This window comes from Chryseobacterium sp. R2A-55, from assembly GCF_021401085.1.
Classification (GTDB): Bacteria; Bacteroidota; Bacteroidia; order Flavobacteriales; family Weeksellaceae; genus Kaistella.
The window spans coordinates 45,820-64,052 of the sequence record NZ_JACBFP010000006.1 but is presented as its reverse complement, the minus strand read 5'-3'; the positions used below and the strand labels follow the sequence as shown (position 1 = coordinate 64,052).

Annotated in this window: 19 protein-coding genes; 11 read left to right on the top strand and 8 right to left on the bottom strand. The window is 42.6% G+C overall.

Translation table 11 applies throughout. The features are described from left to right. Nucleotides 1-27: 27 nt before the first annotated feature. The 8 genes from L0951_RS08240 to L0951_RS08205 form a co-directional block, all read right to left on the bottom strand. Nucleotides 28-879, bottom strand: a complete 852-nt coding sequence (locus tag L0951_RS08240; protein ID WP_234110757.1) for a hypothetical protein — start codon at nt 877-879, stop codon at nt 28-30. A gap of 87 nt (nt 880-966) precedes the next feature. Further along, complete coding sequence (pncB, locus tag L0951_RS08235) at nt 967-2,145, bottom strand: nicotinate phosphoribosyltransferase (RefSeq protein ID WP_234110756.1); 1,179 nt, start codon at nt 2,143-2,145, stop codon at nt 967-969. A 522-nt stretch (nt 2,146-2,667) separates the two neighbouring features. After that, entirely contained in the window at nt 2,668-2,850 is a 183-nt protein-coding gene (locus L0951_RS08230; RefSeq protein ID WP_234110755.1) for a hypothetical protein, read from the bottom strand. 63 nt (nt 2,851-2,913) lie between these two features. Further along, nucleotides 2,914-3,363 carry a transposase gene (locus tag L0951_RS08225; RefSeq protein WP_234110754.1) on the bottom strand — a complete coding sequence of 150 codons (450 nt, stop codon included), beginning with the start codon at nt 3,361-3,363 and terminating at the stop codon, nt 2,914-2,916. A 269-nt stretch (nt 3,364-3,632) separates the two neighbouring features. Then, on the bottom strand, nt 3,633-4,400 hold the full coding sequence (gene rpsB, locus L0951_RS08220; protein WP_234110753.1) for a 30S ribosomal protein S2: 768 nt from the start codon (nt 4,398-4,400) through the stop codon (nt 3,633-3,635). Nucleotides 4,401-4,576: 176 nt separating this feature from the next. Then, nucleotides 4,577-4,963, bottom strand: coding sequence for a 30S ribosomal protein S9 (gene rpsI / locus L0951_RS08215; RefSeq protein WP_234110752.1), 387 nt, complete (start codon nt 4,961-4,963; stop codon nt 4,577-4,579). 5 nt (nt 4,964-4,968) lie between these two features. Next, nucleotides 4,969-5,424, bottom strand: coding sequence for a 50S ribosomal protein L13 (gene rplM, locus L0951_RS08210; protein ID WP_048500806.1), 456 nt, complete (start codon nt 5,422-5,424; stop codon nt 4,969-4,971). A 658-nt stretch (nt 5,425-6,082) separates the two neighbouring features. Further along, entirely contained in the window at nt 6,083-6,415 is a 333-nt protein-coding gene (locus tag L0951_RS08205) for a hypothetical protein (protein WP_234110751.1), read from the bottom strand. Between the two features lie 219 nt (nt 6,416-6,634). Between L0951_RS08205 and L0951_RS08200 the strand changes: the two genes are divergently transcribed. The 11 genes from L0951_RS08200 (at nt 6,635) to L0951_RS08155 (ending at nt 18,230) form a co-directional block, all read left to right on the top strand. After that, the gene (locus L0951_RS08200; protein WP_234110750.1) at nt 6,635-7,105 is read left to right on the top strand and encodes a regulatory protein RecX; all 471 of its coding nucleotides are present in this window, start codon (nt 6,635-6,637) and stop codon (nt 7,103-7,105) included. A gap of 873 nt (nt 7,106-7,978) precedes the next feature. Continuing rightward, entirely contained in the window at nt 7,979-8,620 is a 642-nt protein-coding gene (locus L0951_RS08195; RefSeq protein WP_234110749.1) for an outer membrane beta-barrel protein, read from the top strand. 75 nt (nt 8,621-8,695) lie between these two features. After that, nucleotides 8,696-9,511 carry a polysaccharide biosynthesis/export family protein gene (locus tag L0951_RS08190; protein ID WP_234110748.1) on the top strand — a complete coding sequence of 272 codons (816 nt, stop codon included), beginning with the start codon at nt 8,696-8,698 and terminating at the stop codon, nt 9,509-9,511. Nucleotides 9,512-9,513: 2 nt separating this feature from the next. Further along, nucleotides 9,514-11,838 carry a GumC family protein gene (locus tag L0951_RS08185; RefSeq protein ID WP_234110747.1) on the top strand — a complete coding sequence of 775 codons (2,325 nt, stop codon included), beginning with the start codon at nt 9,514-9,516 and terminating at the stop codon, nt 11,836-11,838. A gap of 183 nt (nt 11,839-12,021) precedes the next feature. Then, nucleotides 12,022-12,987, top strand: coding sequence for an SDR family oxidoreductase (locus L0951_RS08180; protein ID WP_234110746.1), 966 nt, complete (start codon nt 12,022-12,024; stop codon nt 12,985-12,987). A 15-nt stretch (nt 12,988-13,002) separates the two neighbouring features. Beyond that, a complete protein-coding gene (locus L0951_RS13695) occupies nt 13,003-13,125 on the top strand; it encodes a hypothetical protein (RefSeq protein WP_262908468.1) in 123 nt (40 codons plus the stop codon). Beyond that, nucleotides 13,112-14,473 carry a nucleotide sugar dehydrogenase gene (locus tag L0951_RS08175; RefSeq protein ID WP_234110745.1) on the top strand — a complete coding sequence of 454 codons (1,362 nt, stop codon included), beginning with the start codon at nt 13,112-13,114 and terminating at the stop codon, nt 14,471-14,473. Before L0951_RS13695 ends, L0951_RS08175 begins: the two co-directional genes overlap by 14 nt. Nucleotides 14,474-14,542: 69 nt before the next feature. Then, on the top strand, nt 14,543-14,878 hold the full coding sequence (locus L0951_RS08170; protein ID WP_234110744.1) for a DUF1016 N-terminal domain-containing protein: 336 nt from the start codon (nt 14,543-14,545) through the stop codon (nt 14,876-14,878). An 18-nt stretch (nt 14,879-14,896) separates the two neighbouring features. After that, nucleotides 14,897-15,892: a glycosyltransferase family 2 protein gene (locus L0951_RS08165; protein ID WP_234110743.1), complete on the top strand. Its 996-nt coding sequence runs from the start codon at nt 14,897-14,899 to the stop codon at nt 15,890-15,892. Then, complete coding sequence (locus tag L0951_RS08160) at nt 15,889-17,049, top strand: polysaccharide pyruvyl transferase family protein (protein WP_234110742.1); 1,161 nt, start codon at nt 15,889-15,891, stop codon at nt 17,047-17,049. The genes L0951_RS08165 and L0951_RS08160 overlap by 4 nt, the downstream gene beginning before the upstream one ends. Continuing rightward, nucleotides 17,046-18,230: a glycosyltransferase gene (locus L0951_RS08155; protein ID WP_234110741.1), complete on the top strand. Its 1,185-nt coding sequence runs from the start codon at nt 17,046-17,048 to the stop codon at nt 18,228-18,230. Before L0951_RS08160 ends, L0951_RS08155 begins: the two co-directional genes overlap by 4 nt. The last annotated feature ends 3 nt before the right edge of the window (nt 18,231-18,233 follow it).

Here is an 18,233-nt window from a genome sequence, read left to right as displayed (position 1 = left end):
TTTGGCAATCATTTACGGTTTTTCCGTTTAATATTGATACACCATTTCGGTAATGAAAATGGGGGCTCCGTTGACCATGAAGGTTTCTTTGATCACGTTTTTCCGGTCATCATAAATATAGGAAACCGAGTTGCTGTCCTTGAATTTTTTTTCGCCGGTTTCGGGGTCGAAAGTATAGGCATCGCGCGAGAGGAGGTTTCCGTTTTCATCATATTTAAAATTCGTCACCAGACTGTGTGGTATTTTGTCCAGGCCTCTGTAGGTGAAAGATTCCGTGATTTTATTCTGGCTGTTGAATTTTTGTTCCACGGTATATTGAATGGCGTCATTTTCGTCGAATCCCACAATATTGGTAATATTTCCCTGGTCATCGCGGGTGATTAAAGATTTCGTTCTTCCTTTTTCGGGATCGGTTACGGTTTCATAATAATGATTTTTGTCGATGAACTCTATTTTTTTAGAAGATAATTTCTGATTGGTTTTCGCTTCGGTTTCGAAGAGGTCTTTATTCTTTTTATAGGTTGCAGTGAAGTGGCTGATCTGGAGAGAGTCTTTATTGAAATCCAAATTTTCAAGGGTGTTCGGCGAAGTTTGCCTGATCAGCGATGAACCTGTTTTTTTATCTTCGTGGTCAAAGAATATTTTTCTGATCTCTTTTTTGTGTGGAAAATAGTAGGTCGCAATATGGTAATTCAGTTTCCTGGCCTCTGTTTTTCCGTCGCTCAGAATGGTCGGGGTGAAATTCCTGGTATGCAGCGATTTTGGTTGGTCTTTCCAGTCCGGAAATCCTGCCTGTGTGATGATGGATGAAGTGGTGCTGCAGCTTTGCATAAAGAGCAGTGCAATGAATAAGATGAAATACGTGCCGGTCTTTTTCATGGAATAAAGAAGTAATGTTTATTTTGGGTTTAAAATGGAACAGAAAAGTGATGGGGTGGTGAACTTTTGTCCTTAAAGATAATGATTTCAGTCTTTAATCCTTAAAAATCTTTTTGCGAGTTCAATCATTTCCGGATCGCCGGTATATTTTCCTTTTTCGTCAGAAAGTTTCACGGTGGGAGTCCAGTCACCGTGGGCTGATTTGGCAGCAACAAGCTTCATGACGATGTTCATGGGTTGAAGACCGACGTCATTGGTCAGGTTCGTTCCAATGCCGAAGGAAATTCCAATCCGGTCTCTGCAGGCATTGGTGATTTCTTCCACTTTCTCCAGATTCAGGGCGTCTGAAAAGATGATGTATTTAAACAAAGGGTTGATTCCATTTTCCTGGTAGTGTCTGATGGTTTTGTTGGCAAATTCTATCGGATCACCACTGTCATGCCGGACTCCATCGAAGAGTTTGGCAAATTTCTTATCAAACTGCTGAAAGAAGACATCGGTGGTATAGGTATCCGAAAGCGCCACACCCAGATCACCGCGGTACACATCCACCCAGTGTTCCAGTGAAAGTGCGTTCGCCATTTTGAATCCATATTCGGCGGCATGGAACATGAACCATTCGTGGGCATGGGTTCCGATGGGTTTCACTCCATATTTCATGGCGAAGTGCATATTAGAGCTTCCGATAAATTTAGAGTTTTTGGTTTTCACCAATGCTTCCACCACGATATCGTGGACATGATAGGAGTGTCTGCGGCGCGTCCCGAATTCCGCGAAAGTTACCCCTAGTCGGTTGAGTTGTTCTGCTTTTTCCATGGTCCTTTGGATGATTACTTCATTGGAATCTCTTTCCAGGTGTTTCATCTCATAATGAAGTTCGGAAATCAATGCCAAGAGTGGAACTTCCCACAAAATGGCTCGATACCATTCTCCTTCCACGGTTACTTCCAGGTGATTTCCGGATTGTGAGATGTGCACTTCTGCGGGATCGTAGTGATAGCCGGCCAGGAAATCCAGGTACGGCATATCCAGATAAGGGCAGGTTTCTTTTAGGAACTGTTTTTCAGCTTTCGTGAGTTTCAGTTCGGCCATCGCGTTGACAGCTCTCCGTAGTTCGTCTGCAAAGCCATCGGGGAAATGGTGTTCGCCACGGTTGATGAACTGGTATTTTACCTTTTCGTTGGGAAACTGCTTGATCACCGCGTTCTGCATGGTGATTTTATAGAAATCGTTGTCGAGTATTGAATTTAGTCGGACCTCCTTCATGAATAAATGGGTTTAAGCAAATTTAGAAAATTCAAAATAAAGAATTGGGTTAAAAGAATGGTCGCAAGGTAATTCCAAATGATTTTCATTTGGATTGGAGTCTGGTGCCGCTCTCCGAGTGGGTGGTCCATAAGATGTATCTTGCTGATACCACATTCCGCTCTCCGAGCGGATTCCCCCTGTCGCATTATGACCATAAGATAGATCTTATGGTTAATCACATATCGTCCTCCGGACGATGAGTACGTTGTCGCTGTTCCTCCATAAGATGAATCTTATCGTTAATCATATGTCATCCTCCGGACGATGAGTACGTTGTCGCTGTTCCTCCATAAGATGAATCTTATGGTTAATCACCTATCGTCGTCCGGACGATGAGTGCGTTGTAGCTGTTCCTCCATAAGATGAATCTTATGGTTAATCACATATCGTCCTCCGGACGATGAGTGAGTGTGGTAGCTGTTCCTGTATAGGACTAATCTTATGGTTAAGCAGATCTGCTCCTCCCGGACGATTGGTGGGTTATCTCGTCCGCGAGATCATCAAAATGAATCTTATGGATTTCACATTCGGTCCTCCGGAAGGCTTCTTGGCAGAGCATAATCTTGCAAGGATGCTGGTCGTGGTGCCCATATCCGGATATGGCTGAAGCGGTCTGCAAAAACCGGGAACGGCTTGTCCGGAGGACAAGATGTGATTAGCCATATGCGCAAGCATATGGTGACCATCGACGCAGACTCCACGATGTCCGTCGGACATCAGATCAATTCAATCCTTCAGGAAGTACTGCTCATCGATCTCAATTCCATTTTCCTCAATAAGTCTGCGATATTCGTCTTCAAAGGATTCGGTTTTGTGGTGCTCTCTTTGGTTCTTGATATATTCGATCAATGAATCCTTCTCTTGGTAACGAATCGTGAAAGCTCCATACTTTGCTCCCCAAGAAGTGAATTTAGGAAATTTGCCGCTGCTTTTTATCCAAGGATTTGCGGAGGTTTTTAATTCTTTGACGAAGTCAGCTAGCGAAATGGTGGAGTGAATTCCGACCAGAATATGGATGTGATCTGGCATCCCATTAATTCTGTATAAAAATGATTTTTTGTTTTTGATGTATCCGGCGATGTAGCGGTATAATTCCTCCGAATGTTCGTTTGACAAAACGTTTTTGCTGTGTTTCGTGCGAATGATAAGGTGATGAAGTGATTGGATGTAGCTCATGGTTTTATTTTTGTTCCACTTTCTGGGCGGAGGTTATCAGTAGGTTTGATGACATAAGATAAATCTTATGGTTAATCACCTATCGTCCTCGAGATGGGTTCGCGATTCAAAAAGGTAAAACTTATCATTAATCGGATGTTGTTTTTCCGAAAGTGATTTCGTAAAGTTACCATAAAATTAATTTGCACGTAGTTGGATTTCGGAAGTTGCATCCACAAAAAAAGGCCCAGAAAATATCTGAGCCTTTTATTATTGCTAAGAGTAAACCCTTATTCAGCAGCGTTATCGAAATCTGCATCAGCATCTGCTGATACTTTTTCGCCTTCTTCTTTGGATTTTTCTTTGTCAGCTTTTCTTTGAGAAAGTCCTTCTTTGATGGAATCAGAAACCACGTTCAGGATCATGTCGATTGCTTTGGAAGCATCGTCGTTTCCTGGGATTACGAAGTCTACTTTTCTTGGATCAGAGTTGGTGTCCACGATGGCGAAAACTGGGATGCCTAATTTTTTGGCTTCAGTTACCGCGATGTGCTCGCTCATGATGTCCACTACGAAAAGGGCAGAAGGAAGACGAACCATGTCTGCGATGGAACCCAAGTTTTTCTCCAGGTTCGCTCTTTGACGGTCCACTTGCAATCTTTCTTTTTTCGACAAAGTTTCGAAAGTACCGTCTTTCTTCATTTTGTCGATGTGGTTCATTTTTTTCACTGCTTTACGGATGGTGACGAAGTTGGTCAACATTCCTCCCGGCCATCTTTCAGTGATATAAGGCATGTTCAGTTCGGTAGCGTGTTTTGCAACAACCTCTTTAGCTTGTTTCTTAGTTGCTACGAAAAGGACTTTTTTGCCCGCAGAAGTGATTTTTTCCAAAGCGTTACAAGCTTCGTCTAATTTCACAGCTGTTTTATGTAAGTCTATGATGTGAATACCGTTTTTCTCCATGAAGATGTATGGAGCCATATTTGGATTCCACTTTCTGGTCATGTGACCGAAGTGTACACCTGCCTCTAAAAGGTCTTTAACATTTGCTTTAGCCATGTCTCTTTTTTGTTTTTAGTTTACGTTCCGCTTTTTTGCAATCAACTCGTCTTTAGATGGGAGAAGAGTTTGGATGCTAAACTAAACGGGGCTATTTTGTTAGATAATAGATTAATAGACATGAGGCATGAGATCATAGTCTCCACGCTCTTGTCTGAACATCTCGAATCTCGAGATTAACGTTTCGAGAATTGGAATCTCTTTCTCGCTTTTTTCTGTCCTGGTTTCTTTCTTTCCACCATTCTGGCGTCTCTGGTAAGAAGACCGTGAGGTTTCAACATTCCTCTGAATTCTTCGTTGATTTCGCATAGTGCTCTGGAAAGTCCCATTCTGATTGCCTCTGCCTGTCCTGTGATTCCACCGCCGAAAACGTTAACCGTCACATCATACTGACCTACTGTTTCGGTAAGGATGAAGGGTTGGTTGATTTTGTAAACCAACACATCAGTTCCAAAGTACTCTTTAGAGTCTTTTTTGTTGATGGTGATGTTTCCAGTTCCTGGTTTCACGTAAACTCTGGCAACAGAAGTTTTTCTTCTTCCGATTTTGTGAACTATTGACATATTAATTATTTGAATTCGTTAATATTGATTACTTTTGGCTGTTGCGCTTCGTGTTTGTGCTCAGTTCCTTCATAGAGATAAAGGTTTTTGAACAAAGTAGAACCCAGTTTGGTTTTTGGAAGCATTCCTTTTACGGATTTTTCCAATACTTTCAATGGATCTTTCTTTTGAAGTTCAAGAGCAGTCATCGACTTTTGTCCACCAGGATATCCGGTGTGCCAAATGTAAGTTTTGTCGGCCCACTTGTTTCCGGAAAGGGTCACTTTCCCAGCATTCAAAACGATTACATTGTCGCCACAGTCAACGTGTGGGGTGTAGTTCGTCTTGTGCTTTCCTCTCAAAATCTTGGCAACCTGAGAAGCCAATCTTCCCAAAGGTTGTCCTTCAGCGTCCACCACGACCCATTCTTTATTCGCAGTAGCTTTGTTCGCTGAAATAGTTTTGTAACTTAATGTATTCACACTTTTTCGTTTACGGTTAAACATAATTTTCCCAATAAGGGTGTGCAAAGGTAGGGATTTTTTTTAAACGGAGAAAATTGTTCGCCCTTTATTTTTTAGGTGTTTTGGTTTTGGGATTTCCAATCTTTGTTTGGTGGTTTTTGGCTTTTTTTGGCGCGAACAACGTGCTCATTAAAGTGGGAGGTTGATTGTTTTTGAAGTTTCATCCGGCGCCTGAAAACCATCAATTTAATGAAGACCAATAATGATGATTCATAAATTAGTGTGAGTGGAGGGGTGTTGTTACGATCCTATTCTTCTATTCCCTTTGTTTTTGAAATCATAGGATTAACGGTGCACTTCTGCGAAGTGCTTTTACCTTGTTTAATGTTTTTTTCTACAAACCTGTCTGCAGTCAGCTTTGTAGCAAATGTTTACGAGTGGGTAAGGAGTGAGAATGGTTAATAGACCTCCGCAGGAGTAACCAGCCTGCTTGTCTACAGTCAGGTTTGTGGATAAATAGTTGTCGCACGAAAATCACTCCGTAGGAGTGACAGGTTTGTGGCAAATGGGTACAAGTGGGTAAATCACTCCGTAGGAGTGAACAGTATGCATGTCGGCAGACAGGTTAATAGACCGTTTTCCCTAAAAATTTCATCTATTGGTGATGATACGGAAATTATTTCCGCAAGGATTTAGTGGCCCGGAAACTCGCGATCAGATAATAGGCGACGAAAACAGTGGAGAATTTGAGGATTGAAGGAACCGCAAGCTCCAAACTGAAAATCAATGTCCCTATTCCGACCAATACCGCCATCGCGGCAAATGAAATCATGAATTTTTTTGCCAATGAAAACCGTTCGTCATCCAAAAAGTAGGCGATTCCCCAAGCCGCACCGAATGAGAACCCGTAATAAAGATCGAGTTTCCAGCCCTGGCTTCCGAAGAAAAAATAATTCAGGAGGAAACTGATGACGGTCCCTAACAAAAAGTAGATCAAAGCGCGCTTCATAAAAAAAGATTTTAGCAAAAATAGAGATATTGTTTGAGATTGTTTGGGAGGTTTTGAGTTTGTTTGAAACTATTAGAAATGATTTGGGTGAAAGAAATTCCGCCCTTGAAAGGGGATTGTTTACAGGTAACGACAATGAAATGGACCTTAATGAAAAAATATCGGTTGATCTTAATTCCAGAACTGTCGTATCTTGCAGCCTGAAAATCTTTTCCCGGAATGGAAAAAAAATCCTACACCTTCGCCGAAATCAAGCAGAAACTGATGAACTACTGCAGTTATCAGGATCGTTGCCACAGCGAAGTGGAGCAAAAGATGCGGGAGTTCCTGCTGATCCCGGAAGCCAAAGATGAGCTGCTGCTCTTCCTAATGAGGGAAAACTACCTCAATGAGGAGCGGTTCACCAGAAGCTATATCCGTGGGAAGTTCTATATCAAATCCTGGGGGAGAAACAAAATCAGGATGCAGCTGAAATTCAAAGGGGTCCCGGAGAAATTGATCAACCGCTGTTTTGATGAGATTGATGAAGCGGATTATCAGAAAAAGTTACACCATATATATAAGGACTACTTTCAAAAACAAAAAGGCTTGAAGGAATACCAGAAGAAGTCGAAAACCATCAAGTATCTCCTTAGTCGGGGTTATGAATATGAGGAGGTTTTGGAGGTTTTGGGAAGTTCAGAGGAATGAAGAGATGATCTTGTTCCGCTCTCCGAGCTATGGCCATAAGATGAATCTTATGGTTAATCAGATGTCGTCCTCCGGACGATGAGTGCTTCTAGTTGCTACTTAATCACATGTCGTCCACCGGCGCAGTGATCATGTCCCCGGGATCATCAAAATGAATCTTAAGGATAGCACATTCGGTCCTCCGGAAGGCTTCTTGGCTGAGCATGATCTGGTAAGGATGCCGGTTATGGTGCCCATATCTGGATATGGCTGAAGCAGTCTGCAAAAATCGGGAACGGCTTGTCCGGAGGACAAAATGTGAATAACCACGGGTGCAACCTGTGGTTGCAGGTGAATGCACGCACCCCATGTCCGTAGGACATCACGTGTTCTTGCCTCCACGTGCTCGCCCTAAGATGGGGCTTGAGGATACAGGATTCCGCTCTCCGAGCTATGGCCATAAGATGAATCTTATGGTTAATCAGATGTCGTCCTCCGGACGATCAGTGAGTGGGAATCACCTCGACGGGATTGCTGAAAGTTGAATTTTAAGAATTGAGAATGCTTACCATCCGTCTTTAGAATGGCAGAGCATTTGGAATTTGCGATGATGATCATGGGCGAACTGCGCCAGGTGGAAATTGTTGCAGTTCAGAATAATAGATGGGATGCAAAATAAGCCTTTTTTGGCTTGCTTGAGCCGCAGGTGGACAATCCCCATTCACATCAAAAAGCACCTGTTAATATAAAATTCAAATCCAATCTTGAAAAAAGGGTGATTAATTAAAATAATTTTAATTAATTTGCACCGTATTTTATGGATACCTAATTATTTATGGATTGAAGCCATCAATTGGGAAAACCAGTAGATTTAATACCATCATTATATACTATATGAAAAAATTGATCACGCTTATTGCGGTTTTTCTTCTGTTCACCATGAACGCCCAGGATTTCAAATATGGTATCACCGGGAATTTTCACAAAGGATCGATCGTGGGGGTGCATGATGTATCCAAAGGAAGTTACGGAGGAGGTTTGGGTTTTTTGGCACAGATTCCATTGGTGGAAAACGATATTTTTGACTCCGCTTGGCTTTATCTTCAGGGACAGTTGGAATACAGTATGCAGGGAGAGTTTGCGGAGGTGGATACAGATCTCTATGGTAAGCAGAAATATTTTCATGACTACGTGGCGTTTCAGGTTTACCTGAAGTATTTCTTCCACAAGGGGAATATGAAGCGTGACGTGTATGCATTCGCCGGACCCAGAATTGAGTATCTGGTAAGACAGGAAAAGAGTGTTTCCCCTCAATATGACCTTGATTACTTTAAATATAACCAAGATGATGTGATCAACAAATTTGGCTATGGAGCGTCTTTCGGGATCGGGATGGCGGTTTCCCACCAGGTGGAGGTTTTCATGAGATACGATTGGGGTTTCAGCAAAGTGTATCCGAATAACAAGTCGCACTTTACCTACAACCGACTTTTGGGGATAGGGATCAACTATTACCTGAACGAAAACTGGTGGTAGAAACCATCTAACCTCCCACCTTAAGATTACCTTTTGGTCAAAATATCTTTACACATGTAATCTTAATATTAAGAAATGAGAAAATACTTCAAGGTATTTATTACGATATTCACTTTAATTGTACTCTTTTCATGCAGTCCGAAGAAGAACATCGTTTACCTGTCGAACTACAACTTTGAGCAGGAGGTTTCCGAAGCCAGATATACCGGTTTGCACATTCAGGAAGGAGATCAGCTCAATATTCTGGTTTCTGCATTTGATGAAATCGCGGTGCGGCCTTTCAATATGAATACCATGTCGCGCACCAGTTCTGCCGCTACCGGCAATAGTACTGCCAATCCGAATATGACGGCTGTCGCCGGGAGCCTTTACACCGTCAATTCAGACGGCACGATTATTTTTCCGGTATTGGGAAGCATTTACTGTAAAGGGATGACCAAGCAGCAGCTCAAAGATGACCTCGAGCTCCGGCTGAAAAGATACCTCACCGATCCATTGGTGACGGTGAACCTTGCCAATTTCAACTTTTTTGTCTTGGGGGAAGTCGGTTCAAAAGGTTTAAAAACTGCGGCCACGGAAAAAGTGAATATTTTGCAGGCACTCGCGATTGCGGGGGATATTAATGTAGGCGGCAATAAAACCAACGTGAAACTGATCCGGTATTCTGAAAAGGAAGGAAAGGACAATGCTATTTCGCTTGATTTGACCGATGCCGGGATTGTGAACTCGCCTTATTACTATATTCAGCAGAATGATATCATATATGTAGAACCCGACAAAAATCAGCAGATTGCCGTGAATAACAGTGCGAAACTTGACAAAGCCCTAAAGTATGTAGGGGTGGTATCAGGGGTTTTGGCGCTTTTTATCACGATCTTGCGCATTAAATAGAAATGGAACTTCTAGAAAATTCGTTGCCTCAGCAGCGAACCCGGCCCATCAATATCAAAAAGGAAATCGTAAGGTATCTTAGGAAGTGGCCGTACTTTTTGCTCAGCATGATTCTCTTTTATACCGGTGCCAAGATTTATTTAAGATATTCCGTTCCGCAATATTATTCCAAAACTACCCTGAAACTTCAGGAAACCAAAGGCAAGACCACCGCATTAAGCGACCTGAAAAACCTGGGAATGGGAGTGAGCGGTGATAATGAACTGCAGGGCGAAACTACCGTCATTGTTTCCAAACCCATTTTAGGGACGGTGGCTAAAAACCTGAATTTGGAAGTGAGTTTTTTCAGTATGGGAACGATTAAGGAGGTGGAACTTTATGAGGACTCACCGCTCACCGGAAAAATCATCAAATTAAATCAGCCAGACCGTTTTTGGGGCCAAACCTTGGAAATCATTCCGGCGGGAAAAAACGCATTCCGACTTGCTAACGGTAAAACGGTCTATCCTCTTAATACCCCGGTCATGCTCAGCTTCGGTTTGGTTCAAATCAGTACCAAGCCCGGAAGCCGGCTCACTTATCCGCTCAAGGTGCAGTTTCGGAATCTGAAATCAGTGGTCTCCGGATTGGAAGGGGCCATCAACGTGAACCTGCCTGAAAACAAAGGACTTCTGATGGAGCTTTCCATGGTGGGTCCGGTGCCCAAAAAATCTGAAGATATTCTCAATGAACTCACCAAGCAATATTTGATTGAAGGGGTCAATGATAAAAACGAAGAGGCACAGAACACGCATAATTTCATTAATGACCGTCTCGCGATCATCAGCGATGACCTCTCGGACATCGAAGGCGAAAAAGAAAGATTCAAACGGTCCAATCATATCGTTGATTTACAGACCCAGGCCAATATGGCTTTGAGCAAAGCCGACGACAACACCAAATCCATTGTCAGCAATTCTATGCAGCTTGATCTGGTGAACTCCCTTTTGAACATGACCACCGGCGAGCAACTGATTCCCACCGGAATGGGTCTAAACAGCGCTGCGGAAAATAATATTTCAGAGTACAACGCTTTACTGCTGACCAGAAACCGGGTATTGAAGCAGGCGACCTACGAGAATCCATCGGTCATTGAAATGAATAAGCAGATCACCGTACTGCGGGGTCTCATTAAAAAGAATCTTCTAGAATCCAGGGAAACCCTTCAGCTTCAGATTGCACAGGCCAATGCGCAGCTTAATTTGGCCAAAGGAAATATCAGCAAATACCCTTCGCAGGAAAAAATTTTCCGGGGTATAGACCGGCAGCAGACCCTGAAGGAACAGCTCTACCTCTACCTGCTGCAAAAAAGAGAAGAAAACGCCATCACCTTGGCGGTCACTGCTCCGAAAGCGAAAGTAGTAAATCCCGCATTTACTACCGGAATCGTGAAACCGCTGTACCGCCAAATTATTTACGGATCAGTAGCGGCCGGTTTTTTACTGCCGCTCCTGCTTTTTGTAGGCTTGGATTTGATGGACACGAAAGTGCATACCAAACAGCATATCCTTTCCGTCATTCCGGATGCCTCCGTTATTGCAGAAATTCCTGTGAATAAGACTGAAAATGCCATGGTTCATCCCAATGATTTTTCAGTATTTGCCGAATCGTTCCGGATTCTGGGCTCTAATCTGAAATTTGTACTGAAGGCGAAAGGCGTGGAAAAAGGAGGCGTTATTTTGGTCACGTCCTCGGTGAAAGGGGAGGGGAAAACTACCATCGCCATGAACACCGCACTCACTTTAGGCGGAAAAAGCAAAGTGATCATTGTGGGAGCAGATATCCGTAATCCGCAACTGCACCGGTTTGTAGAGGGAAAAAATGTTGGGTTAACCGACTATTTGGTTTCGGAGGATCATCATCCGGACCGGTATGTCGTGAAATCCGGTGTCCTTGAAAACCTGGATGTGCTCTTCAGCGGACAGATCGCCCCCAATCCGAATGACTTGCTGGATATGAAGAAGTTTGACGACATGATCGCATACCTCAAAACCCGATATGACTATATTGTGATCGATAGTGCCCCAGTCATGCTCGTCAGTGACACGCTTCATCTGGTGGAAAATTCAGATGCAGTGCTGTATGTGGTCAAATCTGATTTTACCGAGAAGGAAATGATTGATTTCGCCGCAGGATTCCAAAAGGAAAATTTGATCAAAAATATGGCCTTTGTCCTGAACGGGGTAAAGCCGGAAAATACCCGGTACGGAAAAAAATACGGTTACGGATACTATTCCTATACGCATGATGAGGGGAATATGAAGTGGTGGGAACGGTTTAGGATTTAATGGTTCAATAGTGTTCCAATAGTTCAATTTTGTTCAATTTAATCCCATCTTTGTAGGGACAGATCGCGATCTGTCCGGCTGCGTAGCAGAAATCATGATGAATTCATGCTTAGGTAAATATTTCATTACCCTGATCTGAAAAAAACCATGCCGATTGCCACCGGGAACCAAAAGTAAATATCAATGAAAAAGATTTTAATAACAGGAGGAGCGGGTTTCATCGGTTCCAATCTGTGTGACTACTTTATCCGGAAAGGATATGAAGTCACCTGTCTCGATAATTTCTCTACCGGATTCCGGCACCATATTGAACCCCTTTTACCGCTGCCCCATTTTACGCTGATCGAAGGCGATATCCGCGATCTGGAAATCTGCCGAAAAGCCTGCGAAGGTCAGGATTTCATCCTGCATCAGGCGGCATTGGGTTCGGTTCCGAGATCCATCCATGATCCAGTCACCACCAATGCGGTCAATGTGGACGGATTCCTCAATATGCTGATTGCCACTAGGGACTCCGGAGTAAAGCGTTTCATCTACGCGGCAAGTTCTTCCACTTACGGGGATTCCGAGATCTTGCCCAAAGTGGAAGAGGTGATCGGGAAACCGCTGTCGCCTTATGCCGTCACCAAATACGTGAACGAGCTCTATGCCGATGTTTTCAGCAAGGTTTATGGTTTGGAATGTATCGGACTCCGCTATTTCAATGTATTTGGAAGGAGGCAGAATCCTAACGGAGCCTATGCCGCGGTGATTCCCAAGTTCGTGATCCAGCTGATGAATCACGAAAGTCCGGTGATCAACGGTGCCGGAGATTACTCCCGGGATTTCACCTATATCGACAATGTGATCCAGATGAACGAAAGGGCGATGCTCACTGAAAACCCGGAAGCCATCAACCAGGTTTACAATACCGCCGTGGGAGACCAGACGACCATCCAGCAGATGGCGGAACTCCTGCGAAGCCTGCTCTCAGCATATGACCCGGAAATCACTTCGGTAGCCATCAAACACGGGCCGCTTCGGACGGGAGACGTGCCCCATTCCAAGGCGAGCATCGAAAAGGCGAAAAAATTATTGGGATACTCGCCGACGCACCGTTTTGAGGAAGGCCTGAAAGAGGCGGTGAAGTGGTATTGGGAGCATCTGTGACTTAGACTCCGGTGAATGAGCGCAGTCGAAGTCACGGTGCAGAATTCATCTGGAGTTAAAAACCAAAAACAAAAAATAGAATATCTTTACACGATAAAAATTACGACGGCAAAAGCAGCAGAACATGAAGCAACATAAAATAGCAATAATCGGTTTGGGATATGTGGGATTGCCTTTGGCAAGACTGTTTGCGACCCAATATCCGGTGGTTGGATTCGACATTAACGAGAGCCGGATTGCCGAACTGCGCCGCGGCGAAGACTCCACCTTGGAAGTCTCCACCGAACTGCTCCAATCCGTCCTCCTTACAGAAAATCCGTTGACCAACCCTCAACCTCAACCTGAACCTCAACCTGAACCTCAACCTCAACCTGAACCTGAACCTCAACCTCACCCTCACCCTCACCCTTCAGGCTTATACTGCTCTTCCAACCTTCAGGACATCGCAGATGCCAATATCTACATCGTCACGGTGCCCACTCCGGTAGATAAAAATCAGCGGCCGGTGCTCACGCCTTTGATCAAGGCCAGTGAAACGGTGGGAAAAGTCATCAGGAAAGGAGATGTGGTGATCTACGAATCCACCGTGTATCCGGGAGCTACCGAGGAAGACTGCATTCCCGTGGTGGAGCAGATTTCCGGGTTGAAGTTCAATCAGGATTTCTTTGCCGGGTATTCGCCGGAGCGCATCAATCCGGGAGACAAAGAACATACCGTAGAAAAAATATTAAAGGTTACCTCCGGTTCCAATCCAGAAACAGGAGCGTTGGTCAACGATCTTTACCGATCGGTGATTACGGCGGGGACCCATCTGGCACCCAGCATCAAGGTGGCGGAAGCGGCGAAGGTCATCGAAAACTCGCAGCGCGACATCAATATCGCGTTTGTCAATGAGCTGGCGAAAATCTTTAATTTAATGAATATTGATACCCACGACGTTTTAGCGGCTGCCGGAACGAAATGGAATTTCCTCAACTTCAAACCCGGATTGGTTGGCGGCCACTGCATCGGGGTGGATCCCTACTATCTCGCCCAGAAGGCGCAGGAATTCGGCTACCATCCGGAAATTATTTTGGCGGGCCGGAAAGTGAACGATTCCATGGGGGAATATGTGGCTTCACAGGTGATCAAGACCATGATCAAAAAAAACATCAAGGTCAATGGTGCGGAAATTCTGATGCTCGGCTTCACCTTTAAGGAAAACTGTCCGGACGTGCGCAACACGAAGATCGTGGATGTGGTGAAAGCGCTGCAGGATTATTCGGTGAAGGTCACTACCTTCGATCCATGGGCCAACCCGGATGAGGTGAAACATGAATACGGACTAGAAAGCACAAAGGAACTTTCGTCTCAAAAATACGACGCCGTCATCCTCGGAGTTGCCCACCAGGAATTCCTGGATCTGGACTTGAACCACTATCTGAATGAAAATTCGGTGGTGTACGACGTGAAGGGGATATTACAACATTCAGATCAATCGCTATAGTTGTTCAAAACGATCTGAAAATTAAACTTGATATTTGTAAAGTCTTAATTCCTAATAAAAAAACTCAACTTGTTATTTGAACAGTTAACATATTATATTAAAGAGACCCATAATGTTTTGCAGCATTATGCAGTGAAAGCGATTAATATTGGATTGACCACAAGGAATTATCTGATTGGCTTTTACATTAACGACTATGAACTGGGTGGAGAGAACCGTGCACAATATGGGGAACAATTAGTAGAGAAGCTGGCAACTGAATTGTCCAAGAAAGGTCTGAAGAATATTTCTGCACCTGAATTATCAATATTTAGACAGTTTTGTGATGCTTATCCGGAGATTCTTGGGACTTTGTCACAAAAATTCTTCTGCAAACTGCAGACATCAATCTATAAGAAATATTAATAGTTTTCAATGATAGCAATGTCTGTAATAATACCTGTTTTCAACACCGCGATTTATCTTCGTGACTGTCTCGAAAGTATTTTGGCACAAAGTTTCCATGATTTCGAAATTATTTGCATCAATGACGGTTCAACTGATATGTCATTGCAAGTTCTAAAAGATTTCGCCGAAAAAGACCCCCGAATTGTAGTTATTGACCAGAATAATCAAGGTGTCTCCGCCGCAAGAAATGCCGGATTGGAAATGGCGACGGGAAAATATGTGGGCTTTGTGGATGGTGATGATACCATTGAAAAGGATTTTATTCTAAAACTTTTTCAAAAAGCAGAAGAAAGCGAAGCAGATGCAGTGTACACAAGACTCACCCGTAATCATCATTTTGGTAGGTTCACTAACGTGATAGACCGTCAAGAAATTGTAGATGATTTACTACCTCTGTTTTTTTGGCAGGATAATTTTAATTCAGTATGTATCAAAATTTTCCGCTTAGAAATTATTCGTGAACATCAAATCAGATTTCCTTCGGGAACCCAACATGGTGAAGACGCACAGTTCAACATCGAATTTTTAATGAAAGCACAACGAATTTCCATTCTGGATTACTGTGGCTATCATTACCGGGAAGTGGAAGGTAGCGCGACCAGAAATATAGTTAAATACGACTATCTGCAAAGGATCGTGGAAGTATATGAAACAGACTGGACCACCATTATAGGAAATGCTATTGATCAAAATACACTGGGAAATCTAAAAAGGATACGCTTTATAAATGCGGTAATTTCGCTGGTTTATATTTACGGTAATCGGGGAAATGATTTTACAGATGCACAGCGGTTTTCTAAACTAAGGGAGATTGTGCAGCATCCGACCGTAAAGAAAGTTTTTTCGGATCACCAAATTTTACGTGAACTGAAGCTGGGAAAATATCCCGCGACCATTTTCCACCACCTCCGAAAACAAAATGTTTTAATGTTATATTTGCTTACTCAATATAGCTACTACAGAAACAGATGAGAGTTTTATTATTTTTCCATGGTGGAAGCCAAAATAGAGGTTGTGAAGCGATTGTTAGAACCGCTGTAGGTCTTTTAAGGAATGAAACAAAGATTTCCAAAATAGGATTGGCTTCCATGCAGCCCAATTCAGATCAACACATTTTAGGTATCGATGAGATTATTTATCACAATCAGGAAAGAAGCTTTTCCAGATTTTCACCCATTTGGTTTCGCAACTTGATCGAGCAGAAATTCCTTAACCGTCGCACGTCAACTTACCGATGGATGCATCAGGACATTATTTCGAAATTGGAGGATTATGATGTTTTTTTGTCAATTGGCGGCGACAATTACTGTTATGGGGAATTACCGGATTATTATGAATTGGACAGGGTCATCAAATCCACAGGAAAGAAACTGGTTTTCTGGGGAGCTTCGATAGGCGAGGAGGATTTGACCGACGCCAAAATCAAAGACTTGAAAACTTTTGACCTGGTTTTGGTGAGGGAATCACTGACCGAGAAAATCCTGAACGATGCCGGAATTCCCCATGTGAAACCGGTGGCAGACGGCGCTTTCCTCATGAAAAAGACAGAATTGCCTTTACCGGAAAACTGGAAAGATGGAAGAACGGTTGGGTTCAACTTCTCACCTTTGGTCTTCAAGAAAAATCCAGGTTCCAAGAAAGCTGCATTCGATTTGGTGGAACATATCCTGAATACGACGGATTTTAATATTTGCCTCACTCCGCACGTGATCATCAACGGAAACAATGATCATGATATTTTGCTTGAGTTTTACCAAAAATTTAAAGACACAGGTCGAATGATTCTCCTTCCAGATCATTTGAATGCCACCGAATACAAAGGATATATTTCCAGGATGAGGTTTTTCATCGGAGCGCGAACTCATGCTACAATTGCGGCGTATTCCACCTTAGTTCCCACTCTGGTTTTAGGCTACAGCGTGAAATCGAGAGGGATTGCCAAAGATCTGTTTGGCGAGGAGAAACTGGTTTTGTCCTTGGATGAAATTTCAGATGCTGAAAAACTGATTGCGAAGTTTGAGGAAATGAAGGCGGAAGAGGAGCAGCTTAGAAAAATTTTAGTTGAAAAAATTCCCGACATAAAAAAGATGGCAGAAAAAGCAAAAGGTTTTGTTGTCCAAATGAAATGAAGAAAAAACTACTTTTTGTAATCCCAAGTCTTGAAATTGGCGGAGCGGAAAAAAGCCTCGTTAATTTACTCACTGCTTTGGACTACCAACTTTATGAAATAGATTTACTCCTGCTTTCAAGGCAGAATGAGCTGCTAAAAGATATCCCCAAGAATGTGAACGTGATCTTTCCTGGTGAAAATTATTTTATTTTCACATCCGGTATTTTTTCAGCAATGATGAAGTTCTTATTTAAAGGAAACTTCGGGTTATTATCTTACCGGCTACTCTACTCTATATATCTCAAGGTTTACGCTAAGAACAAAAATAAAGCGGAGCAGTACAGTTGGAAGTTTCTACGGAAAAGTATAGGGTTAGAAAACAAAATCTATGAAGCGGCTATTGGTTATCTGGAAAAAACATCTATTTACCTCGTTGTAGATTCTGTATGCGCTAAAAAGAAAATTGGTTTTATACGTGCAAATTATGAGTTTTTCAATTTGGATAAGACTTTTGACAGCAAATACTTTGCAAAGCTAGATGCGTTATGTGCCAATGGACTTAAATCCCTGGAAATTCTTAAGAAGAATTTTGCTTCTCATAATATTAACATCCAGCTCGTCTATAATATAACTCCGGTTAAAAAAATCATGGAAATGAGCAAGGAACAAACTGGTTTTGAAAAATCTGAAATTGATATTATTTCAGTGGGCAGGTTACATCCTCAAAAAGGATATGATTTGTCAATTGAAACTTCAAAAATTCTGAAAGAAAGAAATTTTGATTTTAAATGGTATGTTTTGGGAGAAGGGTCACAGAGGAGTACACTCGAAAAAAAAATAGTAGAGTCGAGCGTGCAAGAAAATTTTATTTTGTTAGGGGCGAAAGATAATCCCTATTCCTATATAAGACAATGTGATATTTTTGTGCAAAGTTCTCTATATGAGGGCAGAAGCAATACACTTATTGAAGCCAAGCTTCTTTGCAAACCTATTATAGTTACTAATTTTGAATCAGCATCAGAACTTATTGAAAACGGTACCAACGGTTTCATTTGTGAAAGAAACGCGAAGGAACTTGCAGACCAAATAACAAGTATTGCAAAAGATGTTGAAGTTCGAAATTTGCTGGTAAGAAATCTCAAGGAAGAAATGAAAACGGTAGAGAGTTCACTCCATGTTTTTTTACAACTTATTAATTAAGTA